The sequence below is a fragment of the Brevibacterium sp. HMSC24B04 genome (assembly GCF_001806835.1).
GTDB classification, from domain to species: Bacteria; Actinomycetota; Actinomycetes; order Actinomycetales; family Brevibacteriaceae; genus Brevibacterium; species Brevibacterium ravenspurgense.
This window is the reverse complement of sequence record NZ_KV786086.1, coordinates 14,349-37,085: the sequence shown is the minus strand read 5'-3', so window position 1 is coordinate 37,085 and position 22,737 is coordinate 14,349. Positions and strand designations below refer to the sequence as shown.

23 protein-coding genes are annotated in these 22,737 nt (G+C 62.9%); 19 read left to right on the top strand and 4 right to left on the bottom strand.

Annotated features, from left to right (window positions below):
• Positions 1-74 precede the first annotated feature (74 nt).
• The 9 genes from HMPREF3092_RS04730 (at position 75) to HMPREF3092_RS04695 (ending at position 8,511) form a co-directional block, all read left to right on the top strand.
• Positions 75-1,076 carry a metal ABC transporter solute-binding protein, Zn/Mn family gene (locus HMPREF3092_RS04730; RefSeq protein WP_070424005.1) on the top strand — a complete coding sequence of 334 codons (1,002 nt, stop codon included), beginning with the start codon at positions 75-77 and terminating at the stop codon, positions 1,074-1,076.
• An 88-nt stretch (positions 1,077-1,164) separates the two neighbouring features.
• The gene (locus HMPREF3092_RS04725; protein ID WP_019174458.1) at positions 1,165-1,908 is read left to right on the top strand and encodes a metal ABC transporter ATP-binding protein; all 744 of its coding nucleotides are present in this window, start codon (positions 1,165-1,167) and stop codon (positions 1,906-1,908) included.
• On the top strand, positions 1,905-2,819 hold the full coding sequence (locus HMPREF3092_RS04720; RefSeq protein ID WP_070424004.1) for a metal ABC transporter permease: 915 nt from the start codon (positions 1,905-1,907) through the stop codon (positions 2,817-2,819). The genes HMPREF3092_RS04725 and HMPREF3092_RS04720 overlap by 4 nt, the downstream gene beginning before the upstream one ends.
• Positions 2,820-2,830: 11 nt before the next feature.
• Positions 2,831-3,733 carry a metallophosphoesterase gene (locus tag HMPREF3092_RS04715; protein WP_070424003.1) on the top strand — a complete coding sequence of 301 codons (903 nt, stop codon included), beginning with the start codon at positions 2,831-2,833 and terminating at the stop codon, positions 3,731-3,733.
• A 62-nt stretch (positions 3,734-3,795) separates the two neighbouring features.
• A complete protein-coding gene (locus HMPREF3092_RS04710; protein ID WP_256174379.1) occupies positions 3,796-5,952 on the top strand; it encodes a transglycosylase domain-containing protein in 2,157 nt (718 codons plus the stop codon).
• 86 nt (positions 5,953-6,038) lie between these two features.
• Positions 6,039-6,197: a Sp36 family protein gene (locus HMPREF3092_RS11315; protein ID WP_019174463.1), complete on the top strand. Its 159-nt coding sequence runs from the start codon at positions 6,039-6,041 to the stop codon at positions 6,195-6,197.
• Position 6,198: 1 nt separating this feature from the next.
• Positions 6,199-6,663, top strand: coding sequence for a RidA family protein (locus HMPREF3092_RS04705; RefSeq protein ID WP_019174464.1), 465 nt, complete (start codon positions 6,199-6,201; stop codon positions 6,661-6,663).
• An 88-nt stretch (positions 6,664-6,751) separates the two neighbouring features.
• Positions 6,752-7,672, top strand: a complete 921-nt coding sequence (locus tag HMPREF3092_RS04700) for an NUDIX hydrolase (RefSeq protein WP_019174465.1) — start codon at positions 6,752-6,754, stop codon at positions 7,670-7,672.
• Complete coding sequence (locus HMPREF3092_RS04695; protein ID WP_070424001.1) at positions 7,669-8,511, top strand: MBL fold metallo-hydrolase; 843 nt, start codon at positions 7,669-7,671, stop codon at positions 8,509-8,511. Before HMPREF3092_RS04700 ends, HMPREF3092_RS04695 begins: the two co-directional genes overlap by 4 nt.
• Before the next feature lie 122 nt (positions 8,512-8,633).
• On the opposite strand, the gene HMPREF3092_RS04690 is transcribed toward HMPREF3092_RS04695, so the two are convergent.
• The gene (locus HMPREF3092_RS04690; RefSeq protein ID WP_026022688.1) at positions 8,634-9,311 is read right to left on the bottom strand and encodes a Crp/Fnr family transcriptional regulator; all 678 of its coding nucleotides are present in this window, start codon (positions 9,309-9,311) and stop codon (positions 8,634-8,636) included.
• Positions 9,312-9,481: 170 nt separating this feature from the next.
• Here HMPREF3092_RS04690 and nth point away from each other — a divergent pair, with 170 nt between their 5' ends.
• Together nth and HMPREF3092_RS04680 are read left to right on the top strand one after the other, a co-directional pair.
• The gene (gene nth, locus HMPREF3092_RS04685; protein WP_070424019.1) at positions 9,482-10,228 is read left to right on the top strand and encodes an endonuclease III; all 747 of its coding nucleotides are present in this window, start codon (positions 9,482-9,484) and stop codon (positions 10,226-10,228) included.
• Positions 10,225-10,908 carry an NUDIX hydrolase gene (locus tag HMPREF3092_RS04680; RefSeq protein WP_256174378.1) on the top strand — a complete coding sequence of 228 codons (684 nt, stop codon included), beginning with the start codon at positions 10,225-10,227 and terminating at the stop codon, positions 10,906-10,908. The genes nth and HMPREF3092_RS04680 overlap by 4 nt, the downstream gene beginning before the upstream one ends.
• Before the next feature lie 117 nt (positions 10,909-11,025).
• Here the strand turns inward: HMPREF3092_RS04680 and HMPREF3092_RS04675 are convergent, their stop codons facing one another.
• Both HMPREF3092_RS04675 and acs read right to left on the bottom strand, forming a co-directional pair.
• Entirely contained in the window at positions 11,026-11,433 is a 408-nt protein-coding gene (locus HMPREF3092_RS04675; protein ID WP_061940936.1) for a phage holin family protein, read from the bottom strand.
• An 81-nt stretch (positions 11,434-11,514) separates the two neighbouring features.
• Complete coding sequence (gene acs, locus HMPREF3092_RS04670; protein ID WP_070423999.1) at positions 11,515-13,473, bottom strand: acetate--CoA ligase; 1,959 nt, start codon at positions 13,471-13,473, stop codon at positions 11,515-11,517.
• A 255-nt stretch (positions 13,474-13,728) separates the two neighbouring features.
• Between acs and HMPREF3092_RS04665 the strand changes: the two genes are divergently transcribed.
• The 8 genes from HMPREF3092_RS04665 to HMPREF3092_RS04630 all read left to right on the top strand — a co-directional run bounded on the left by HMPREF3092_RS04665 (position 13,729) and on the right by HMPREF3092_RS04630 (position 22,209).
• A complete protein-coding gene (locus HMPREF3092_RS04665) occupies positions 13,729-15,414 on the top strand; it encodes a hypothetical protein (protein ID WP_070423998.1) in 1,686 nt (561 codons plus the stop codon).
• Positions 15,414-16,253 carry a Fic family protein gene (locus HMPREF3092_RS04660; protein WP_019174473.1) on the top strand — a complete coding sequence of 280 codons (840 nt, stop codon included), beginning with the start codon at positions 15,414-15,416 and terminating at the stop codon, positions 16,251-16,253. The genes HMPREF3092_RS04665 and HMPREF3092_RS04660 overlap by 1 nt, the downstream gene beginning before the upstream one ends.
• A 180-nt stretch (positions 16,254-16,433) precedes the next feature.
• The gene (gene ssd / locus HMPREF3092_RS04655) at positions 16,434-17,450 is read left to right on the top strand and encodes a septum site-determining protein Ssd (protein WP_070423997.1); all 1,017 of its coding nucleotides are present in this window, start codon (positions 16,434-16,436) and stop codon (positions 17,448-17,450) included.
• Positions 17,447-18,673, top strand: coding sequence for a TadA family conjugal transfer-associated ATPase (locus tag HMPREF3092_RS04650; RefSeq protein WP_070423996.1), 1,227 nt, complete (start codon positions 17,447-17,449; stop codon positions 18,671-18,673). The genes ssd and HMPREF3092_RS04650 overlap by 4 nt, the downstream gene beginning before the upstream one ends.
• Entirely contained in the window at positions 18,670-19,392 is a 723-nt protein-coding gene (locus HMPREF3092_RS04645) for a type II secretion system F family protein (RefSeq protein ID WP_070423995.1), read from the top strand. Before HMPREF3092_RS04650 ends, HMPREF3092_RS04645 begins: the two co-directional genes overlap by 4 nt.
• A complete protein-coding gene (locus HMPREF3092_RS04640) occupies positions 19,392-20,033 on the top strand; it encodes a type II secretion system F family protein (RefSeq protein WP_019174477.1) in 642 nt (213 codons plus the stop codon). The genes HMPREF3092_RS04645 and HMPREF3092_RS04640 overlap by 1 nt, the downstream gene beginning before the upstream one ends.
• Positions 20,034-20,681: 648 nt before the next feature.
• Positions 20,682-21,779 carry a DUF3238 domain-containing protein gene (locus HMPREF3092_RS04635; protein WP_231863256.1) on the top strand — a complete coding sequence of 366 codons (1,098 nt, stop codon included), beginning with the start codon at positions 20,682-20,684 and terminating at the stop codon, positions 21,777-21,779.
• Positions 21,766-22,209, top strand: coding sequence for a hypothetical protein (locus HMPREF3092_RS04630; RefSeq protein WP_231863257.1), 444 nt, complete (start codon positions 21,766-21,768; stop codon positions 22,207-22,209). The genes HMPREF3092_RS04635 and HMPREF3092_RS04630 overlap by 14 nt, the downstream gene beginning before the upstream one ends.
• An 87-nt stretch (positions 22,210-22,296) precedes the next feature.
• Here the strand turns inward: HMPREF3092_RS04630 and HMPREF3092_RS11600 are convergent, their stop codons facing one another.
• Positions 22,297-22,704, bottom strand: coding sequence for a peptidase inhibitor family I36 protein (locus HMPREF3092_RS11600; RefSeq protein ID WP_162131021.1), 408 nt, complete (start codon positions 22,702-22,704; stop codon positions 22,297-22,299).
• Between the last annotated feature and the right edge of the window lie 33 nt (positions 22,705-22,737).

The following is a 22,737-nucleotide window of genomic DNA, read 5'->3' as shown; positions in this document are numbered from 1 at the left end:
GTCTATTGGTAGATGTTCGAGTGCGAAACCTACATTGAGGTCATTTGCCTTCTATTCAAAGGAGTTGCACGCTCATGAAGTCTGTGCGCATTGCGGCTATTGCCGCTGCTGCGGGTCTGGTTCTTGCCGGCTGCGGAACTGGTGACGCCGAATCGGCGGGGTCGGGTGACAAGCTCAAGGTTGTCACCTCGACGAATGTCTACGCCGACCTCGCGTCTCAGGTTGCCGGTGACGCCGCTGACGTCGAGCCGATCATTTCGGATGCATCAAAGGACCCGCACGACTACGAAGCGACGTCGAACGACCAGCTCAAACTGTCGAAAGCCGATGTTGTCATCGTCAACGGCGGCGGCTACGACGCGTTCATGACCACCCTGCTTGAAGCAGCGGACAAAGACCCGAAGGTCGTCAACGGCGTTGAGGTCTCGGAGCTGCCGGGAGCAGAGGAAAACTCCGCGAACGAACCGCACGACCACGACCACGGTGAAGAGGGCCACGACCACGACCATGGCGAGGAGGGGCACGGCCACGACCACGGTCACGACCACGGCGCGTTCAACGAGCACATCTGGTACTCCGTCAGCGCTATGAAGAACGTCGTCGACTCAATCGAAGAAACTCTGTCTGAAGAAGATCCGGACAACAAAGCTGCTTACGAAGAGAATGCCGATAAGCTTCAGGGTGAGCTCGACGGTCTCATGAAGAAAGCTGATGAGGTCAAAAAGACCGGTGAAGGCAAGAAGAGCGCGGCAACCGAACCGGTTGCACTGTGGCTGTTCGAAGACCTCGGTCTGGAAACCATCACTCCGCAGAAGTTCCTGTCGGCAGTTGAAGCAGGTTCGGACGCAGCACCCGTGGTTCTCAAGCAGGCCCAGGACCAGGTCAAGAACAAGGAGGTCGCTGTCCTCGGCTTCAATCCGCAGGCAGTGAACGAGCAGGCTGAAACCCTGCGCAAGTCCGCTGACGATGCTGGCGTGCCGGTTGTCGAACTGCCCGAAACCCTCAACGAGGGCGAAACCTACGTCGACTGGATGGGATCGCACATCGACGACGTGGAAAAGGCCCTTAAAGGCTGATCAGATCCAGCCCTCCGAAAGGACGTGTTCCCTCATTTCCAGTCCCGCACTGTCGATCACTGACGGCCAGCTTCGCTTCGGCGAAAGGGTGCTGTGGCACCACCTGTCCATTGACGTTGAGCCCGGAGAATTCATTGCCGTGCTCGGCCCCAATGGCACGGGTAAAACCTCGCTGCTGAAAACCCTGCTGGGGCAGTACCGACTGTATGAGGGGACCGTCGAAGTCAACGGCCACGCGGCTTACCGCGGTGACGCGGATGTGGGCTACGTGCCCCAGCAGCGGGGTGTCGACCGTGACACCCCGCTGCGGGCTCGCGACCTCGTCCGCTTTGGAATCGACGGACACCGTTTCGGCTTCGGCCTGCCCAACCGCAAAAAGGAGCGGCGGGTTGATGAGCTCCTCGCTCAGGTCGGGGCGACTGATTTCGCCGACAGTCCCGTCGGCATCCTCTCCGGCGGTGAACTGCAGCGTCTGCGGCTGGCCCAGGCACTGGCCAGTAACCCCAAGCTGCTGCTGTGCGATGAGCCGCTGCTGAGTCTCGACATCAACCACCAGCACCTGGTTGCCCGGCTGCTGGATGAAAAACGGCGCGAACGGAACATGGCGATTCTGTTCGTCACCCACGAAATCAACCCGATTCTGAAGTACGTGGACCGGGTTCTGTACATTGCCGGTGGCCATTTCCTGGTGGGCACCCCGGACGAGGTGCTGACCTCCGAGGCTCTCAGCTCACTTTTCGGCACCAAGATCGAGGTGGTGACCGTCGGCGGCCAGCTGGTTGTGGTCGGCACGGAAGCCGACCATCACCACCCCGAGGAGGCTGGACTGTGAACGGTCTCTTCACATTCGAAGACTACGGCGAACTGCTGTCGCTGCTGTCGAATTCGATCATCGCGGCAGCCCTTTTGGGCGTTGTCGGCGGTGTCGTCTCGGTTTTCGTCAAAATGCGCGACATCGCCCTGGCCGTGCACGGCATCGCCGAACTGTCTTTTGCCGGAGCCGCCTTCGCGCTGTTCATCGGCTACGACGTGGTGTACGGCTCGATCATCGGTTCGCTGGTGGTGGCACTCATCATCGGCATCGGCAGCATTCGGTCCTCAGAGGCGAACTCGATGATCGGCGTGCTCATGCCCTTCGGCATCGGCTTGGGAATCCTGTTCCTTGCGCTCTACGACGGGCGCTCAGCCAATAAATTCGGCTTGCTGACCGGACAGATCGTCGCCATCAGTCCCGGCCAGACCAAACTGCTCATGGTGTGCGCAGTTGTTGTTCTGGCTGTCATCTTCGTCATCTGGCGACCTCTGCAGTTCGCATCGGTCGATCCTGAGATCGCCAAGGCAAAAGGCGTTCCCACTGGCACTCTCACTGTCGTGTTTATGGTGACACTCGGCCTGGCGGTTGCACTGTCTGTGCAGGTGGTCGGCGTTCTGCTGGTCATGGCCCTGCTGGTGACCCCGGCGGCGGCCGCCATGCAGCTGTCCTCCCACCCGATTGTCGTGCCGATCCTGTCGGTTGTCTTCGCCGTGACGTCATCGGTCGGCGGGATCCTCATCGCGCTCGGATCTCCGGTCGTGCCCATCAGCCCGTTCGTGACGACCATCAGCTTCCTCTTCTACATCATTGCCCGGATGATCGGCGGATACCGCACCAAACACCAGCTCGAGGCGCGCAACCGCCGTCTGGGCGACCTCGACAAGCACCCCCACCTTGCGGAAGGGCGGGACGTCCCCGCGGCCGACTAGACTTCGGCACTATGACACGTTCTGCTGCCCGTCCTCTTCGCCGTGCGGCACTGGGGCTGAGCGCTGCTGCCGCGGCGACCGCCGCCTACGGTGTGCTGGTTGAACCGAACATGTTCGCTGTCCGCCGCGAACGAATCCCGGTGCTGCCGCCGGGCCGTGAACCCGTGCGGATTCTGCACATATCGGACCTTCACCAGACGGCGTGGCAGCGACGCAAGCCGCGTTGGGTGCGCAGTCTGGCAGCCCGTCTGCAGCCGGATTTCGTCCTCAACACCGGCGATAACTACGGCGGTTCGACCAAGTCGATCGTGCTTGACAGCCTTGATGAGCTGTTGGACATCCCAGGCGCATTTGTTCTCGGTTCGAATGACTTCTGGGCGCCGAGGATCAAAAATCCGGCCCGCTATCTTCTGGGCCCGTCGAATGTAGCAAAGGCCCACAGCAATCCGCCGGATCTCGACGCTCGCGGGCTTATTGATGCCTTTGCGCAGCGCGGCTGGACACAGCTGGACAATCGGAGCGCTGTCATCATTATCAAGGGCACGCGGATCGGTCTGTCAGGTTTGGGTGATGCGCACATGAAGGCCGATGCGCCCGAAGCTCCCGCTTTTCCGGACGGTTCAGAAGTGAAGATCGGGGTGACGCACGCTCCGTACTCGCGTGTGCTCGATCGTCTTGCGGGTGCTGGGGCGCAGCTGATTGCGGCCGGTCACACGCACGGCGGGCAGATCCGAGTGCCGTTCTACGGTGCGCCGGCCACCAACTGCGACCGTCCGCGCGACGAAGCCCGCGGTCTGTTCCGCCGAGGCGGGGCGCTTGTCAACGTCACCGCTGGGGTCGGGGTGGCGCCGATGGCGCCGATCCGCTTGTTCTGCAGGCCCGAGGTGTCGGTCCTGGAACTCATCAGCCGCTGACCGGTCCGGCCGGGGCCCTGTATTGGGTGCCCGTGTCAGGCGTCGCCTGTACGATATTGGGCATGGTGTCTTCAGAATCAGCGTCTGCGGCATCGACTTTCACGGCATGGATGCAGTTCATTGCCGTCAGCGTCGTTGCCGGAATCGTCGGGGCAGGTCTTGCAATCCCATCCGTGGGTGTGGCATCCATCGGTGCGAACAACGCCCTCAAGATATTCAACGCCCTGCCCGCGCAGCTCGACGAAAGGCCGTTGGCCGAACAGTCGCGCATGCTTGACGCAGACGGCAAGCAGATTGCGAGCTTCTACTGGCTCAACCGCAAAGAAGTTCCGCTGGACAAGATCTCTGAGCCCATGCAGGAAGCCACGGTGGCCATCGAGGACTACCGTTTCTTTGAACACGGCGGTGTTGACTTCCAGGGCATCGGCCGTGCTCTCGTGCACAACCTTGTGTCCTCCTCCAAACAGGGCGGATCGACGCTGACCCAGCAGTACGTGAAGAACGTGCTGGCAGAAAACGCGCACGCGGATGCTGACGAAGAAGGCGTACAGGCGGCCAAGGAAGCTTCCGGTATGGCGGGCTACGCCCGTAAGCTCCGCGAAGCGAAGCTGGCAGTGGCGGTCGAAAAGAAGTACGACAAAAAAGAGATCCTCAACCGCTACATGAACATCAACAACTATTCGGGCTCCCCGAATGTCTACGGTGTCGAAGCGGCTGCGCAGCACTACTGGTCGATTCCGGCTTCCAAACTCAACTACGCTCAGGCCGCAACCCTGGCCGGCATTGTGAAGAACCCAAGCGCATACAACCCCGAACGTTTCCCGGAAAACGCGCTGGATCGTCGCAACGTGGTGCTTGCCCGCATGCACCAGCTGGGCAAAATCTCTGACGAAGAATACGAAGAAGCCAAAAAATCAGGCCTTGACCTCAAGGTCACCAAGATGTCTAACGGCTGCATGGGTGCAGGTGACATGGGCTTCTTCTGCGACTACGTGCAGGCCTACATCGAAAACAACGAGGCCTTCGGCAAGACCAAGGACGAACGACGCAACCTCCTGCAGCGCGGTGGTCTGACCATCAAGACGACCATCAACCCCAAGCTGCAGAAAGCCGCTTTCAAGGAGGTCAAGAAGCGCGTTCCAATCGGCGATCCTTCGGGTGCAGGCCATTCGATCGTGACGGTCGAACCGGGCACCGGGAAAGTCCTTGCCATGACGCAGAACCGCAACTACTCCGTCACGGAGGGCAAGAAGAACAAAGACACCGCGATCAACTACAACGTGCAGAAGGCCTACAACGGGGCAAACGGCTTCCAGGTGGGCTCAACGTGGAAGCCGTTCGTGCTGGCTGAATGGCTGAAAGAAGGCCACAGCCTCAACGGCTCTGTCGACGCCACAAAGCGCACCTTCTCGGCGGGCTCATGGCGGTATGACGGCTGTGACAGCTACGGCTCCAACTGGTCGCCGAACAACGCCGGTGACTCCCGCGTTACCCAGAAGATGACCGCACTGGCGGCCACGAAGAACTCGGTCAACACCGCCTACGCTGCAATGGCCAACCAGCTCAACATGTGCGGCATCATGAAGACTGCCGAAGCTCTTGGCATCAAGTACGGCAACGGTCAGTCGCTGGAAACCGTCCACGAACAGCTGGGTGTTGTCGAAGCGCTCCTGCCGTCCTCGGTTCTCGGCATTGTGCAGGTTGCACCCATCGACATGGCAAACGCCTATTCTGTGTTTGCCTCCGGCGGCATGCTGTGCCAGCCCACTCCCATCGAGGAGATCACGGACGGCGAGGGCAAGAAAGTCAAAATCCCGGACTCCGACTGCCACCGTGCACTCGATGAAGACGTTGCTCAGAACGTGGCCTACGCACTGTCGCAGACCTTCAACGGCGGTACCACCACGCGGTTGAAGATCGGCGCTCCTGCCGGAGCGAAGACCGGTACCACCAACTTCGAGGTCGGATCCACGTGGCTTGCGGGCTTCACCTCCAATATGTCGACAGCCGTGTGGACCGGCGACCCAAACGGTTCGCGCGACTGGCGCAAGAACGGCAAGGGCGTTGTTCGCGGCCGTGTCTACGGTGCCACCTACTCCGGTGCCACGTGGCAGAGGTACATGAACCAGGCGGTCAAGATCGTCAAGGACAACAAGGGCATCGGCGGCCCTGTTGGAAACAGCGCGAAGAAGCCGAAGAGCGACGAAGATGACGACTGACACGCGCCCGTCGCGTCTATGACGCGCACCGTGCCGGCAGCACCTGCGGCTCGTACAATTGAACCCGTCCACCGAAAGGGGAGAAAATGCAGAAGTGGGAGTACGTCACCGTGCCCCTCATGATCCACAACACCAAACAGATCCTCGATCTGTGGGGTGAGGACGGCTACGAACTCGTCCAGGTAGTGGAAGGTCCCCAGGGCAACGGGGGACTCGTTGCCTACATGAAGCGTCCGAAAGGCTGATATGTCGAAGATCGAAGACCGCCTCAATGAACTCGGCTTCCCGCTGCCGCAGCTCGCAGCGCCCGCCGGCTCCTACCTGCCCGCAGTGAAGTCGGGTGACCTCGTATTCACCTCGGGCCAGCTGCCGTTCCGCGACGGCGAACTTGCCAACCCCGGCCGCCTCGGCGACAACGTGACCGTCGAACAGGCCCAGGAATCCGCCCGCTACTCGGTGCTCAACGCACTCGCCGCAGCCAAGAGCGTCATCGGCGACCTCGACAAGATCGAACGCGTGGTCAAGGTCAACGGTTTCGTGACCAGCACCGATGACTTCAAGCAGCAGCCCGAAGTCATCAACGGCGCATCGGACTTCCTCGCCGACATCTTCGGCGAAGCCGGTCAGCACGCACGCTCGGCACTGGGCACCAACGCCCTGCCCAAGGGCACCTGCGTCGAGATTGAATTCATCTTCCGCGTCCGCGACTGACGCTCAGCCGGCGCAGAAGTCTGCGCCGAGTCTTCAGGCGGGGGGGTCGAACAGACCCACCCGCCTGATTCGCGCCTCCAGCGAACTGGTGCGCACCATCGAGCTTTTCCGCTCCGCTGACACACAGCCCAACCCCGACTATCCGCGCAGGGCGGTCAGCCTCGTGCTGGTGCGTGACACCGAGAAGGGACTCGAGGTGTTCATCACTCGGCAGGCCGACCAGCGCGGCGTCAGTGACCGCAACAGGTTTTCGTTCCCCTTCAGCGTGGTCCGCCCGGAGGATTCTCGCCAGCTTTCAATGGGCGATTGGACATCAGAGCGCTGCGCCAGGGCTCTGCGCTTGAACCGTTCCGGCCGCGCTGTTGCGTTTTTCTCCGCTGCCGGCCGGCTGGCCCTGCAGAACATGGGCATCACCTTGGCTGAGGGACACGACCTGCGTGTAGTAACCGACATCGAACCGCAGTTCCTCCACACCGCGGGGAAGAAGCTGCGCGATCACCGTGTGTCCTTTCCCGCGGTGCTGCGCAGCCGTGACGTTGAGTTCCGGCCCGACCTCCTCAAACCGTGGATGCGGTGGGTCAACACCTCGTGGCAGCTGCGCCGCTACGACACCGTGTACTTCGTGTGCGTGGTCCCACCCGGCCAGCACGTGGACTTCGTATCAATCAACCAGTCGTGGGGCGGATGGATGACCCCACAGGAAATCCTGGGTGCCGTCGATGTGTGGGAAGAGGGCCAAGGCGCCTCAGCCCAGTTCATCAGCGTGGCAACGCGCCTCGTGCTGGAATCCCTGCGCACTGTCCCAAGCGCGGCCGCAAGTATGCTGAAGATTCGCGACCTCAGGCCCCTGCAGCCGACAGTCCTGCAGCACAAGGGCGACTGGTACATCAGCATTGACAACCAGACCGACCACGCAATTGACGAACTGTCTCAGCTGACAACTGAAAGTGAAGAAGAAGATCCGACAACGCTGTCGGAATCAGAAAGCGAACCACCAGAAGAAGAATGACGACACCAGACCAGCAGGCGGCACCTCGTTTTGTTCGCCGCACAGCAGACAACCCCAGCCCCATGACGCTGGACGGCACGAACTCCTATGTGCTGTTCACGGCGGATGACACAGCCGCCGTCATCATCGACCCCGGCCCTGAACTCGAAGCGCACCTGCAGGAACTGGGCGAGCTCGTGGGGGACCGGGAGCTGCGAGGCATTGTGCTCACCCACCACCACTGGGATCATTCAGACCTGCTGAAGACGGTCGATGACTGGGCGCCGCAGACACCTGTTTTTGCTGTTGACAGCAGGTTCGCGCGCTTCGTTCCCGCACTGGAGCACGACGATCTGCACGGAGACGATGCGGTCCTCGAGTTCGGTCCAGCGGAGGACGACCGCATCCAGCTGATCCCAACGCCGGGGCACACGCTCGATTCGATCAGCGTGCTGTTCGGCAGTGTGCTGTTCTCCGGTGACACCGTGTTGGGGCGCGGAACAACCGTCATCATGCACGGTGACGGTTCGGTCGAAAAGTACCTGGATTCGCTCACGCGCCTGCGCAGCATGGTGGACGAGGGGCTTGTCACCGAGATCCAGCCTGCGCACGGGGACGCCATCACGGACCCGGGCGAGGTTCTGGACTACTACATTGCCCACCGCCGCGATCGGCTGGACGAAGTGCGTGCGGCTCTCAAGGAGCACGAGGCGGAGCTCACCGGGGTCGAAATCTCACCTGAGCACGAACTGACTGAGAAGGTGGGCCGGACCGTGTATGCCACGGCACCGCAGAATATGCGGGAGACCGTCAATACGATTGTGGCCGCTCAGCTGGAATACGTGCAGAAGCACGGCTGAGCTGCCGCGGCTGAGTCGCTTTCACAGCAAGCAGTGCCAGAGGGCACTGAAGGCCCGCCCAGTTTGTCTGGGCGGGCCTTCAGCGTTTTCAACCTTCACCGGCAGAGCCGGCGGCTGGTGGATCAGTGTGCGCGGTTGTGCAGGCGATCCATGTCGAGGATGACGACAGCGCGTGCTTCCAGGCGGATCCAGCCGCGCTGTGCGAAGTCAGCCAGAGCCTTGTTGACGGTTTCACGCGATGCGCCGACAAGCTGGGCGAGTTCTTCCTGCGTGAGGTCGTGCTGCACCAGGCTGCCGTCCGGTGCGGGACGACCGAAGCGGCGGTTGAGGTCCAGGAGTGCCTTGGCGACACGGCCGGGAACATCGGAGAACACGAGGTCGCCGACGGTTTCGTTGGTGCGGCGCAGACGCTGGGCGAGTGCGCGCAGCAGGTTCATTGCGGCCCGCGGGCGGCCTTCCAGCCAGGCCATGAGGTCTTCGTGCTTGAGGCTGAGCAGTTCGGTCTGGCTGACAGCGGTGACGGTCGAGGAGCGTGGGCCCGGGTCGAAGAGCGCGAGTTCGCCGATGATTTCGCCGGGGCCGACGACCGACAGGAGGCTTTCGCGGCCGTCGTCGGATTCGCGGCCGACCTTGAGCTTGCCGGAGGATACGATGTAGAGCTCGTCGCCGGAGTCTCCTTCGTGGAAGAGGACGGCGGCACGGCGCAGGCTGCGCGGTTTCATGTACTTGACAAGGGCGTTCGTCGATTCGTCATCGAGTCCTGCGAACAGGGTCGCGCTGCGGACTACTTCGATATCCACGTCTGTACCTCCAGGTTGCTGTTCTGCGACGTTGGGACGCGGTTCTTCGGCCCAGTCAACTTCTGCCGCAATGTGATTCAGCTCAATCCTAGCAATGCTCACCGGGTGTGGCACGGGTCCGTGTTCTATGCTGACCAGCAGATAAAGGAGTGTGTGTGGCGCAGAAGAGCATGCTTGAGCGCAGTCAGCGTCGCTTTGCCGAGGAAACTCAGTTGGGCAGGGTCCGCAGGGCGCGCAAGATCGACCGGATGCTGCAGAAGGTGTTTCCCGATGCGCGTGCGGAGCTTGATTTTCGCAATGCGTTTGAACTGCTGATTGCGACGGTCCTGTCTGCGCAGACTACGGATATTCGGGTCAATCAGGTGACCCCGGAGCTCTTTGCGGCTTATCCGGATGCAACGGCGCTCGCGCAGGCTCGGCTGGAAGACGTCGAGGAGATTGTCCGGCCCACGGGCTTCTACCGGTCGAAGGCGAAGAACATCATCGCCTTAGCCCAGCAGCTGGTCGAGGATCACGGGGGCGAGGTGCCTGCCGACCAGGCTGCGCTGGTTCGCCTTCCCGGGGTTGGGGTGAAGACTGCAAACGTGGTGCTCGGCAATGCCTTTTCTACTCCGGGACTGACGATTGACACTCACGTGGGGCGTTTGGCCAGACGGCTGGGGTTTACGACCGAAGACAATCCCGACAAGGTCGAAGCTGATCTGCTTCCGCTGTACAGGAAGTCCGATCTGACGATGGTGTCGCATCGGCTGATCTTCTTGGGTCGGCGCATCTGCCACGCGCGCGGGCCCGCCTGCGGTGTGTGCCCGATTGCCCGCCTGTGTCCGAGTTTCGGCACCGGTCCGCTTGACCCTGCCGAGGCCGAGGCGAAGCTCGCCTACGGCCTGCAGGTTCCGGAAGGCGGGTGGCGGCTGTGAGCGATGATCGCCTGGTGGAAGCCCTCAGCGGTCTGGCGCAGTCGGATATTTCCGATCACTGGATTCATCACCGCAGGCCGAAACAGGACGATTCTGTGCGCCTGGCGGCTGTCCTCATGCTGTTCGGCCGCGGTACACAGCCGCGTACCGAAGCGGGTCTGCGCGAACAGGACCGTTTGGGGGATTTCGGCGACGTCGATGTCGTGCTGCTCAAACGGGCCGAAACTCTGCGCAATCATCCCGGCCAGGTGGCGTTCCCGGGTGGGCGCAAAGACCCCGAGGACGCAACCGCGATTGATGCCGCTCTGCGAGAAGCACAGGAAGAGACGGGAGTTGACCCGGGTCGTGTGGACGTCATCGGCACGTGGCCTTCGCTGTGGGTTCCCGTCAGTCGGCACAGTGTGACGCCCGTGATCGCCTCGTGGGATGGTCTGCAGTCGCTGCGGGCCGTGGACCAGGCGGAATCGTCGTCCGTGTACCGGGTCCCCGTGGCCGACCTTGTGGCACCGGACAACCGCGGAGTTTTTCAGGTGCCGAAAACCGGGTGGCATTCGCCGGTTTTCGATGCGGGCGTGCTGCGGTCCTGGGGGTTCACTGCGGGGCTTCTCGACAGCGCGTTCGAGGCGCTTGGCTGGTCGCGGGAGTGGGACCGGTCCAATCGTCTGCACATCGACATGTGAACCCACCTGACCTCCACCTCGGGAGGATGTTTGAGCTCCCCGGGCATGAAGAACCGAAAACGACAAGAGGGGCCAGTCCAGACGGACTGGCCCCTCTTGTGTTTGGGGTTCAGAGATTCACACGCGCGGACCCGATGGGTTGGTCAGTGCGGTCTTGACCGCCGCGATGACCGACTTGCCGCGGTCAATGGCGCGAGTCGGCGTGGGGTTGCCCTTCTTGAACAGCGGCACCGCAATCGCCACGAGGATCGAAGCGATCACCACGTAGATGCCGAACACGATGAGCGTGCTCGCCCACCAGCCCCAACCGGCGAAGTCGTGGAAGATCGCGACGAAGAACGCGGTGAGGACGAACAGGGACATGATGAGGATGCCCAGGCCGACGACCGTCAGACCGATGGCGGTGCCGAGCTTGACGGAACCCTCTTTGATCTCCTGCTTGGCCAGTGCGGCTTCTTCTTCTGCCAGAGCCTTCGTGTCGGCAGAAATGTCCCGCACGATTTGCGCAATGGAACGATCAGACATGGGGCGTTGTCCTCCTAGAAATGCAGGCCTTTGTCACGATACTAGTGGGAACTGTTCATCAGCACCAACGAAAGGGCTCACTCAGGAGTTGTGCGCGCGATCAACGGCCGCCTGGATGCTCGTCATGACGGAAGCATCAGCCAGCGTCGAGGAGTCCCCGCCGTCTTTGCGTTCGGCGAGGTTCTTCAGCAGCCGGCGGACGATCTTGCCGGAGCGGGTCTTGGGCAGATCGTCAACGAAGTAGATGCGCTTGGGCTTGGCAATCGGGCCGATTTCGCGGCCCACGTGCTGGCGCAGCTGTTCTTCTGCTCCGTCGCCGTCGGCAAAATCACCGCGTGTGATGACAAACGCCATGACCGCCTGCCCGGACGTGGGGTCGTCCGCGCCGACGACAGCGGCTTCGGCAACAGCGTCGTGGGACACCAGAGCCGATTCGATTTCCGCGGTCGACAAGCGGTGGCCGGATACGTTCATGACGTCGTCGACGCGGCCGAGGAACCAAATGTCGCCATCGTCATCGAACCGCGCACCATCACCGGCGAAGTACATGTTTTCAAAGCGCGACCAGTACGTGTCCTTGTAGCGCTGGTCATCGCCGTAGACACCGCGCAGCATCGACGGCCACGGTTCTGTGATGACGAGGTAGCCGGCCTGGTTCTTCCCGATGTGCTCACCTTTGTCGTCGACGACGTCGACGCTGATTCCCGGCAGCGGGCGCTGCGCCGAACCGGGTTTGGTGGAGACAACGCCGGGCAGGGGCGCGATCATGTTCGCACCGTTTTCGGTCTGCCACCACGTGTCGACGATTGGGCACTTCTCGCCACCGACCACCCGGTGGTACCACATCCAGGCCTCCGGGTTGATGGGTTCGCCCACCGAGCCCAGCAGGCGCAGCGACGAAAGGTCGTACTTCGCCGGGATCTCCTCGCCCCATTTCATGAACGTGCGGATGGCGGTGGGGGCGGCGTACAGCTGGGTGACACCGTGCTTTTCGACGATCTCCCACCAGCGGCCCTGGTGCGGGGTGTCCGGGGTGCCCTCGTAGATGACCTCTGTCATGCCCATGGCCAGTGGCCCGTAGGCGATGTAGGTGTGTCCGGTGATCCAGCCGACGTCCGCGGTGCACCAGAAGACATCGGTTTCCGGTTTGGCATCGAACACGTATTTCATGGTGTACGCCGCCTGGGTCAGGTAGCCGCCGGAGGTGTGGAGGATGCCCTTCGGCTTTCCGGTGGTTCCCGAGGTGTAGAGGATGAACAGCGGCTGTTCGGCTGGGAAGAACTCGGGGGAGTGTTCGGTGGACTGGCGGTCGACGACATCGTGGAAGTACTGGTCGCGGCCTTCGACCATGTGGGCGTCTTCGCCGGTTCGCTGCGCGACGAGCACGTGGCGGACCGGGGTGTCACCGTGGGCCAGGGCTTCGTCGACCGTGGCCTTGAGGTCGCTGGGCTTGCCGCGGCGATAACCGCCGTCGGCTGTGATGACGACTTCTGCCTGAGCGTCCATGATGCGCGAGTGCAGGGCATCGGGGCTGAAACCGCCGAACACCACGGAGTGCGCAGCACCCAGACGAGCGCAGGCGAGCATCGAGATGACCGCTTCGGGGATCATCGGCATGTAGATGGCCACGCGGTCACCGCGGCTGACTCCCAGTTCTGTCAGAGCGTTGGCCGTCTGGTTGACGCGGCGCGACAGCTCCGCGTACGTGATGTCCTGGGTGTCTCCGGGTTCGCCCACGAAGTGCAGGGCCACGCGGTCGCCGTTGCCGGCCTCAACGTGCCGGTCCACACAGTTGTAGGCCACATTGAGTTCGCCGTCCTGGAACCACTTGGCAAAAGGAGGGTTGGTCCAGTCGAGGACTTCCGTGAAGTCTTTGTGCCACGAAACGAGCTCACGTGCCTGGTCAGCCCAGAAGCCCAGGCGATCGGCTTCTGCACGTCGGTAGAGTTCCTCAGTTCCATTGGCCTGCTCCGCGAACGCCTGCGGGGGAGCGAAAGTGCGGTCTTCTTGCAAAAGGCTCTGTGTGTTTTCGTCTGCCAAAACATCCTCGTTTCGTATGTGTGTTCCGACCCTCGTGAGCTTCTTTGCGCACACGGGCCGCTGTGTTCTTCACACTAACGCCGGACGCGCCCTGTGCGAAAGAGGTTTGTTTCTCGCTGTTTCTTCAAAGAATCCACTGTGTCTTCTGCAGTTCACGTTCGTACCGCCGTGTGAAAACATAGCCGGTGTGCACTGATGGGGTCCGCCTGATCTTCAGGCTTGCCCTTCATCCGCCGATTAAGGAGTCATTGAGCAATGAGCAGTCCATCGGGCGACCAGCAGCCTTACGCTGGCGGCTTCTCGCAGCCCGGGCCCCACAACAGTCCGCAGGATCCTCAGGCCGCACAGCAGGCCTTCAGCCAGAACCCGCCTTACGGTGCGAACCCGGCCGCAAATCAGCCGGCCTTCAGCCAGGGCCAGCCGTACGGTGCGAGCCCGTCTGCAAATCAGCAGGCCTTCAGTCAGGGCCAGCCCTACGGTGCGAGCCAGCCGGCCTTCAGCCAGAACCCGCCCGCCGGCGCAGCACCCGGAGCAGCGAACGCATCCGCTCCCGGCACAGTCGGCGGTTCTGCCGCCAGCGGCGCCGGAAGCTTCGGACAGCCTCAAGCGCCCAAACAGCCTTCCGCGTTTGGGCTTCGCGAAATCCTGCTGGCCTCGGGTGGTTTTCTGGTTTTCGTGTCCGTTTTCCTGCCGCAGTACAAGTGGGGAGGGGACTCGCTCTCTGCTGGCAGCTACGACTGGTTGTGGGCGTACAGCCTGTACGGTTCGGGCGTACTGCTGCTGGGTGTTCTGCCGGTTTTGGCCGCTGCTCTCATTGGTGTTCTCAACAAGACTGTTCGCTCGTTCCCTCAGCGCATCGGGTCGTTCAGCCCCGATCAGTTCATTACGGCCCTCGCCGTGACCGGCGCTGCAGTTCACTTTGTTGCGTTCATCCACCTGTTCGAGTTCGTCATGCCCTCGTGGGGTGCTTTTGTGGGCCTGATCGGTTCGGCACTTGCTGCATTTGCCGCTCTGTTCACCACAATTCCGGCGCTTGGCGCCACTGAGTTCGCAGCGCGCGTATCCGTGCCCGCACACCCGAAGGCCCGCCCTGTGCGCCGCGCCCCAGTGCAGGCCCCCGCCGTGCACCCCGGCTTTGCACAGCCGGGGCCCGGTCAGCCCGGACCTGTACCGGGTGCCCCTGCTCAGAACGGTCAGGTTCAGGGCGGACCGGCCCAGCCCGGTTTTGCCCAGCAGAGCCAAGAGTGGCCCGGCTCCGGCCAGCACGTGCAGGCACAGAGCGGACCGGCACACCCCGGTTTCGCTCAGCCCGCACCCGCTGAATCTGCGCCCGCTCAGCAGGAGCCGAACCCGAGTGACGCCGCGCGTGGCTCACACGCCGGTACAGGACACATCGGGGCGTATTCGCAGCCGTCAGCCAGCAGTGTGCAGTCGCAGTCGGCAGACTTCACGCCCGTTCCCGAAGACCCGGTCTCGCCTTCTGATGAGGAAACTTCCCACTCGGAGGCTGCGGGTCTTTCCACCACCGCCGACTCCACCGGAAGCGACGCGGAGAAGCACTACGGCCGCGAATCCGATCTGACCGCTTCGGAAGACTGCACTCGCCGGCAGGCCACGACCGAGCTCAGCGGCGCCTCGGCAGACGAGGGCAGGCAGGAGCAGCCCCAGCCGGAACGGGAAGAGCCCGTTCAGGAAGAGACCCAGCTGTTCCAGGCGTTCCCCACGTCTCAGTCCGAGCAAGCCCAGCCGCAGCAGACCCCGTTCTGGTTTGCGGTTCCGGAACCGCGCGTGGCCGTTGACCCAGCCGGCAACCCGGCGTTCCAGCTGGAGCCCGGAAAGTGGATTCTGGCAGTTGCGGACAACGGTGATTCGTTCACGGTGCAGAGCGAAGACGGTCGGATCGGCGAACTGCGCAACGTCCATGGAGTTGAGCGCGGCTGATGACGGATCTTTCACAGGCCCTGCGCGCATTGGCGCAGGTCCCGGCGGTCGAAGAGGCCGTCGAGCGCGTCCGCACCGCCTGCACGCAGCTGCGCTGGCACAACGCGCTGCGCAAGCGGATGGCGGAATGTCGCGCAGAAGCGACAGTGAGGGCTGCGCGCACCTCGGCAGCGTTGGAGGGTGCTCGGTACCCGCTGAACTATGTGCGCGAGGTCATCGGCGCTGGGCGTGAAGTCACCGACGACATGTCGGGTGTGCAGCTGAGCGCCGCGGTGCGGGTGGCTGCCGTCGCCGACGAACTGTCGCAGACCCCGGACGCTCTGCGGTCTGGCTTTATGGGTCACCTGGCCAGGCTGAGCCTGGCAGCCGGGGCGGGCCTGGCTGAGGACGATCAGCTGGGCAGGCCTCGGCGAGCAGGCGAAGAACCCGGTGACATGGGCGGACTGCCCGCAGCTCCGAGCCCCGACGAAGTCCAGCAGCGCCTGGCCGACCTCGAAGCGCTTCTGCAGGACGAAAGCCTGCCCGGTTTCGTGGTTGCGTGCATTCTGCACGGAGAGATCCTCGCGATGCGCCCGTTTGTGATCGGCAACGGACTCATTGCCCGCGCCCTGTTTCGCATCCACATGGTGTCCTCAGGCGTTGATGTGACGGGTGTTGCGGTGCCGGAAGCGGCGCTGCTGTCTGATGCTGCAGGCTACGGCGAGGCTGGTGCTGCCTACACAAGCGGTCGGGACGTGATCGGCTGGATCACTATGAACGCAGAGGCTGTGGAAAAGGGCGTCGGCGAGGGCGTGCAGATCTGCCAGAGCGTACAGGCCGGCCGCATTCCGCGCACCTGAGTTCGCGGCAGCTGTCGGCGGCCGTGCCGTCCCACGACAAAGGCCGAGGTGGAACTCCTGGGGAGTTCCACCTCGGCCTTGTCTGTGACTTGGGTGCTGCCGTCTGTGGATAGGGGAGCGTTTGTCCACAGCGGGTTTTTGAGGGTGTTCGGGGCTGAGAGACGGCGCGATCGTGGAGGCATGAATCGACCTCGTGTAGTGCTCTTCACTCGAGTGCCCAGCCTCATTGACCACTGTGCCGCGCTGGCAGATGGCATCGGCCTGGGCCTCGACATTCGTCTGCCGGAAAACGGCGGGTGGCAGGATGCCGCACTCGTTCTGATCGGCGATGACATCACAGAAGCCCCGGACGTCGGCAATGTGCCCACCGTCCTTGTGACCCTGACGCAGTCCAACGCGGTGTGGGCGACTGCTGCGCGGCTGGGGGCTGACACCGTGGCTGTGCTGCCCGCTGGTGCGGAATGGCTGACTATCCGTATGATCAACGCCGTGGAACCCCCGGCCGAGCCCGCGCAGACGTGGGGTTTCGTCGGCGGAGTTGGGGGAGCGGGCACCTCGGTGCTCGCCTGCGCGGTCGCTCGCAGTGCCGCCGCGCAGGGAATCGACACGGTGCTGCTTGATGCCGATCCGCTGGGAGGTGGGCTCGACCTCGTGCTGGGTGCAGAGGGCAAAGACGGTCTGCGCTGGCCCAGCCTGGCGGCTTCCCGCGGCAGACTGCGACCGTCGACTCTGCGGGATTCACTGCCGCGCACAGAGGGACTGGCGGTGCTGTCGTGGGATCGGACGGGAACAGAAGAGCTCACACCCGAAGTCTTTGAGGCCGTCATGATGGCGGCGCAGCAGGCCTTCGAGCTGGTGGTCGTCGATTTACCGCGGCACGCGCCCGTGCAGTGGGCGCGCATGTGCAGCGAACTCACCGTGGTGGTGCCCGGCAGAGTGCGCGCCGCGGTTGCGGCATCGCGGGTCGCCAGGCGTCTGGAAGCGGTCAATTCGGCCGTGCGCATCGCTGTGCGCGACGCAGGCAGAGGCGGTGTTCGGCCTGAACTCGTCGCCGACACCATCGGACTGCCGCTGGTGGGTGTCATCAAGGACGACCCACAGGCAGCGGCCGCCGTTGACCGCGGCGAAGGCCTGCCGATTGCACGCACCCACGTGGGGCGTGTGGCCGAAAAGATCGTGGAAGGCGGTTCGCTGTGACTCTTGACGGTCAATGGCTCGATGCGGAGCTCATCCGCGATGTCAGAACCCACCTGCTGGAAAACCCCGGGCCGGTGACAGCGGGATCTGTTGCCACCGCGCTCGCCCGCAGTGGCCGGGTGGTCGGATCGGCTGAGCTTCTGGAGCTGGTCAGTCGGATCTCGGCTCAGCTGGGCGGTGCAGGTCCGCTGCAGTCACTGCTCGATGAGCCCGAAACGACGGACGTCTTCGTCAACAGCCCGCAGGACGTGTGGGTGGACAGGGGAAGCGGGCTGGTGCCCGTGCCGCTGTCCTTGGGAACCGAAGATGATGTGCGGGCTCTCGCGGTGCGCTTGGCAGCACTCGGCGGGAGGCGCCTGGACGACTCCCAGCCCCTGGTTGACGTGCGCCTGCCCGACGGAGTGCGGCTCAATGCACTCATCCCGCCGCTTGCAGGGGAGCACACCGTGATGTCGTTTCGCGTACCCCGCAGCAAAGGCTTTCGACTGTCAGAACTCATTGAAAGGGCTTTTCTTACCGCTGAGATCGCCGAGGTTCTTCTGGCGCTGCTGGAAGTGCGGGCCAACATCCTCATATCGGGTGGAACCGGTTCCGGGAAAACAGTTCTGCTGGGCGCGCTTCTGGCGGAAATACCGGCTGACCAGCGCATTGTCATCGTTGAGGACTCACGTGAACTCAATGTGCGCCACGATCACGTGGTTCAGCTGGCAGCCCGACAGGCAAACGTCGAGGGCATGGGCGAAGTGTCAATGGCTGACCTCGTGCGCAATGCCCTGCGCATGCGGCCGGACCGGCTGATCATCGGGGAGTGTCGAGGGGCTGAGGTCCGCGACATGCTCACCGCGCTCAACACCGGTCACGAAGGCGGGTGTGCCACTATTCACGCGAATACCGCGTCGGCGGTCCCTGCCCGTCTTGAAGCACTGGGGGCGCTTGCGGGTATGAGCCCGGAGGCTGTGCGCTCCCAGTCGATGACGGCAATTGATGTCATCCTGCACATCACCCGCAGACGTGACGGGCACAGGAGACTCGCCGAAATCGCCGCGCGCACAAGCGCCGAGCACACTGCCCCTACCGAACCCCAGACTTCTGGTGAGGTGGCGGCGGAAGCCGGCGGCACCTCGGCGGACTTGGCAACAGTGTGGAGCGTTGAACACGGGGCTGGTGCCGGTTGGGATGGTTTCGTGGACTGGTTGAGGCGGAAGCAGGGGGAGCGGTCATGATCGTGCTCGCTGCGCTGCTGGCCGCCGCGGCGGCCGGGCTGTGGGTGTGGGACCCCGCCGAAAGGCGGCTGAATAAGCTGCTGCCGCGCGATGATTCGGATGGGCCTCGGACGCGTGCGGATGATGGTCTGCAGGGGCTGGTGCGGCGGTTCCGCAAGTCGGACGCAGCTGATGACGAACATGCGGCGGCCGCTATCGCCGTCATTGACCGGGCTGCGGAACTGCTGCGTGTGGGCGCGGCACCGGCGGCGGTGTTGGAACACCTGTCGAAGCTGCCCGGGCCAGAGGACCTGCAGGCAGCTTTGGCTACGGCGGCGCGTTCTGCTGAGCTTGGGTCTGCTCCGCATCAGGCGATCTCCGCGCAGGCCGAAGGTCTTCCCGCGCAGTCGAAAGACATTCTGCTTCACATGGCGTCGGTGTGGTTCGTCGCCGAATCTGCGGGAGCCCCTGCGGCAAATCTGCTCGAGCGGTTTGCAAAGACCGCGCGGATGCAGACGGATTCAGCCCGCGAGCGGGCCATTGCGCTGGCCGGACCCCAGTCGACCGTGAAGGTGCTCACCGCGCTGCCGCTTCTGTCACTCGGTCTGGCGGTGCTCATCGGCGCTGATCCGGTGGAACTCCTGACTTCCGTTCCCGGTGCCGTGTCGTGCATCAGCGGGGCGGTTCTTTTGGTGGTCGGTCGACTGTGGATGCGCCGGATGTTGAAGAGGGCACTGTGATGGCCGGAGTGGTTGCCGCGGTTCTCATTGCTGCTGCCGTGTGGCTGTGGATCGGGGATGCGGATGCGCGGCTCAAGCGGGTGCTTGATGGCGGAGTCGGCCTTGGTGATCGAGCCGGCGCTGATACGCAGAACGCGGGCTCGGGCGAAGAAAAGAGGTCCTCAGGTTTGTTGGAGGGTCTGCTGGGGCTCAGTCGTGAGCAGAAGAGCGACCCCGGCGAATCTGATGTTGAGGCGCTCGCCTTCGACCTTGAGCTCACCGCCATCTGTCTTCGCGCGGGTTTGCCGATTGGGCGAGCGTTGGCTTTGGCCGCTGCGGCTGGCGGTGACCGGTCGAATCTGGGTGCGCTGAGCCGGGCCCTTGAACTGGGGCAGACGGATTTTGAGGATCAGCATCTGAGCGAAGTCATTGTGCTCATCCGCTTCTCTGCCCAGACCGGTGCGGCACTTGCCGGCCTGCTGTCCGCTATGGCCTACGACCTGCGTCGGGCTGAACATCAGCGCCGGAGGCTGGCGGCGGCGAAACTGGGAGTGCAGCTGGTGATTCCGCTGGGTGCGTGCATTCTGCCGGCGTTTATCTTGTTGGGCGTTGTTCCCGTGGTGCTCACCCTCATCGACGACATGTCGGTGCTGTTCGGGTGAAGGGCTCCTGCTGGTCGACATCGATCCGCTCGCCGAACTCGTCGGAGTCGTGGACGCCCGTGCGTGGTGGAACGATGAGGAGTGAACGCTCTCGCGTCTGCGTTCAGTGGTGGAGGCGCTCATGACGGTCATCATTCACCCTGTTGGATACGTCAGGCGAGGCACCACCCTTGAGTCTGCCTCCGATGTCGTCGAGATTGATTGGAAGCGCCGTGAGCAGCGCTGAGCTAGCCGAGGTTCTGTAAACGCGCCTACCTTTCACACGAGTAGGAAGGTGGAGCCAGGACATGGGCCACGAAGAGCAGGAACAGGCTGCGGGATCAGCATCGTCGTTGCAGGCGGTGGTGTACGTCAGGATCAGTGACGACCCTGAGGGCACCGAGCGTGGAGTGGAACGGCAGGAGGCTGGCTGTCGTGTCTACGCCACAGCCCGCGGTTGGGAGGTCGCAGGGGTGGCCGTGACAGGGATGTGGTGGTCGACGTGGCGGGGTGTAACGCGGAGCGCAGGTCGGCAAATAAGACCAGTGAGGGCGCGTGGGACAGTCCCGCGCGCCAGGAGACTCCGGAGGTGGAACAGCCATGAGACCACGAAGACGAGTTGTGTGGACGTGTGCGTCTGCGATCGCAGCGGGGGTGTTCGTAGCGGGCATGGTCGCGCCAGCGCATGCAGAAGGTCCGAACGGTCAAGACGCTGAGTACACGCTCGACGCGCTGTCCAGCGGTGACCTTGTCATCGATGGTGCCGAACCCGATGGGAATTTGGGGCGTCGAGCGGCACCGAACGCTGACATCACCGATGGGGTGCAGCTCGGCACGTTCAAGGGCGATGAGACAGTGATCGTTGATGCTTCTCTCGCCGATCATGGAGCGCTCGCGGCGGTGGACACGGAGCACGTTGATCTTTCCTGGGAGGGTGTCGACGCGTCACGCAGCTATGCAGTGTTTCGCGACGATGAACTCCTCGCAGAAACGTCTGAGCGGTCGTTCCGCGACTCGGACGCGGTCCCGGGCGTAATCCATCATTATCGGGTGGAGACCATCCTTCCTGAAGGGGCAGCCCCTCTTCACGACGACGAGGTGACGATCCAGGGGTTCGACGTCGTGGTACCTGACTCGACGGACCTGGCAGCAGAGGCTGCGGAACATAACACCCAGATTGAAGCAATGGCCGCTTATACGGGATCGACGGTGAGATACAGGACGTTCATTCCGCAAGCAAAGCTCAGTGCACCGCGGGCAGGTTGCGGCAGCTATAGGAGCAGCTACAAGTTCGGTGGGGACAACCGCGGCTTCGGTGCCAGTTCAGGCACGTCTCGCACGAGTATGAACGCGAACGTTCGATGGGACGGCCGGGGACTCATCGGGAGTTCCAAGAACGTCGGCGCAACGAAGGTTTACAACTCCAAGGGAAAGCTTGTGGCTACGAAGACAGCTTCTACAAAGGATATGTCTATCAAGCAGCTCGGAAAAACGAAGACCGATGTCGATCTTCGCTTCCGGCTAAAAGCGGGAAACCCGTTCTGTAAGTACAACTCGATTCAGGGTGCTTTTACGATCACGATCACCAAAAACGGGTCGTACAGCATCATTTCCGGCAGTCATCGTCAAATGCCGAATCACGAGGTGTACGTTTCTTCGATCAGTGGAAAGTGGAAGACTGTCTACCAGCGGAAGTACGCAAGTGCCGCGTGCCTGGTGAGTTGGTTGTGCCCCGAGGCGCAGATGGTGGGTTATGGAAAGTACTGATCGGCTGCACGGATCTAAGGTCATGTTGCGGCGTCGCGCAATCATGGGAGGTGCGCTCGTGGGCGGGTTCGCCGCGCAGGCGCTTTACAGCCTTGCGTTCGCCGCGCTTCTGGAAGTCCCGGCGGATAGCCGGTGGCCGCCTGTCGTTGCTGCCGGTGTCATGGTCGTGGTTGTCGCGGTCGCGACCTGGGGACGGGAGAGACGGATTCGTCGCGTCGCCTGGTCTGCGGTCCTCGCGGCCGTTGTGTTCATCCTCTCGTACGCTCTACTCGGGGAGATCGGTGATGCTGTGGCCGAGCAGGTGCCCATGCGTGTGAGCGGAGCGCTGGAGAGAATTCACTACTTCTTCGGCCTCACGGGCGAGGCGTGGACATCTTTCATCATCTCGATGGTTGTAGCCGCCCTCGTCACGGCTCCACGCCGTGCCTGACGACAGTGCCCGCCGCGCAAAGATCTCTTTCTTCGTGCGGCGGGCACTTACTTTCCCCAGTCGATGCCACATGGAATCGATGTGCTGTCAGGAGCATCTGATCTTGGTGATGCGGGAAACGCTGCTGGCACCTCTGCCTGCTTTGACTGTTGCCTTCACCTGGGAACCAGCGTAGGCAAGCACTGTGCCGGAACTGCGGGAGTTCTTTACGGAACGCACCTTCCCATGGAGCGCAGCGAACGAGGTATATGTTGCAGGGCAGGTCGCGTAACTGAGTTTGTTGCCCCGGAACCCTGCTGCGGAGTAGACGCAGTAGCGTCCCGATGCGCATTTGGCGGAGACCTCTCGCGCAGTCGCTGCTCTGGGAGTGGAGCCCGGCGCAGTGTCGGTGGGATCGAGAGTGAGCACGATCGCGCCTTCGCCCCAGGTAACCTCGTTCCAACCGGTTTGGGAGCCTCCGAAGTCCTCGATTACGTCATCGACGCGTTCTTGCATCGATGTGTCTGTCGGACCTGCTGCCCAGGAGCT

Bases quoted from the DNA above. Each gene is read 5' to 3' on its own strand.
- HMPREF3092_RS04730 (WP_070424005.1), top strand. From the start codon at position 75: ATGAAGTCTGTGCGCATTGCGGCTATTGCCGCTGCTGCGGGTCTGGTT.
- HMPREF3092_RS04715 (WP_070424003.1), top strand. From the start codon at position 2,831: ATGACACGTTCTGCTGCCCGTCCTCTTCGCCGTGCGGCACTGGGGCTG.
- HMPREF3092_RS04710 (WP_256174379.1), top strand. From the start codon at position 3,796: ATGGTGTCTTCAGAATCAGCGTCTGCGGCATCGACTTTCACGGCATGG.
- HMPREF3092_RS11315 (WP_019174463.1), top strand. From the start codon at position 6,039: ATGCAGAAGTGGGAGTACGTCACCGTGCCCCTCATGATCCACAACACC.
- HMPREF3092_RS04705 (WP_019174464.1), top strand. From the start codon at position 6,199: ATGTCGAAGATCGAAGACCGCCTCAATGAACTCGGCTTCCCGCTGCCG.
- HMPREF3092_RS04695 (WP_070424001.1), top strand. From the start codon at position 7,669: ATGACGACACCAGACCAGCAGGCGGCACCTCGTTTTGTTCGCCGCACA.
- nth (WP_070424019.1), top strand. From the start codon at position 9,482: ATGCTTGAGCGCAGTCAGCGTCGCTTTGCCGAGGAAACTCAGTTGGGC.
- HMPREF3092_RS04675 (WP_061940936.1), bottom strand. From the start codon at position 11,433: ATGTCTGATCGTTCCATTGCGCAAATCGTGCGGGACATTTCTGCCGAC.
- HMPREF3092_RS04665 (WP_070423998.1), top strand. From the start codon at position 13,729: ATGAGCAGTCCATCGGGCGACCAGCAGCCTTACGCTGGCGGCTTCTCG.
- HMPREF3092_RS04660 (WP_019174473.1), top strand. From the start codon at position 15,414: ATGACGGATCTTTCACAGGCCCTGCGCGCATTGGCGCAGGTCCCGGCG.
- ssd (WP_070423997.1), top strand. From the start codon at position 16,434: ATGAATCGACCTCGTGTAGTGCTCTTCACTCGAGTGCCCAGCCTCATT.
- HMPREF3092_RS04645 (WP_070423995.1), top strand. From the start codon at position 18,670: ATGATCGTGCTCGCTGCGCTGCTGGCCGCCGCGGCGGCCGGGCTGTGG.
- HMPREF3092_RS04640 (WP_019174477.1), top strand. From the start codon at position 19,392: ATGGCCGGAGTGGTTGCCGCGGTTCTCATTGCTGCTGCCGTGTGGCTG.
- HMPREF3092_RS04635 (WP_231863256.1), top strand. From the start codon at position 20,682: ATGGTCGCGCCAGCGCATGCAGAAGGTCCGAACGGTCAAGACGCTGAG.
- HMPREF3092_RS04630 (WP_231863257.1), top strand. From the start codon at position 21,766: ATGGAAAGTACTGATCGGCTGCACGGATCTAAGGTCATGTTGCGGCGT.
- HMPREF3092_RS11600 (WP_162131021.1), bottom strand. From the start codon at position 22,704: ATGCAAGAACGCGTCGATGACGTAATCGAGGACTTCGGAGGCTCCCAA.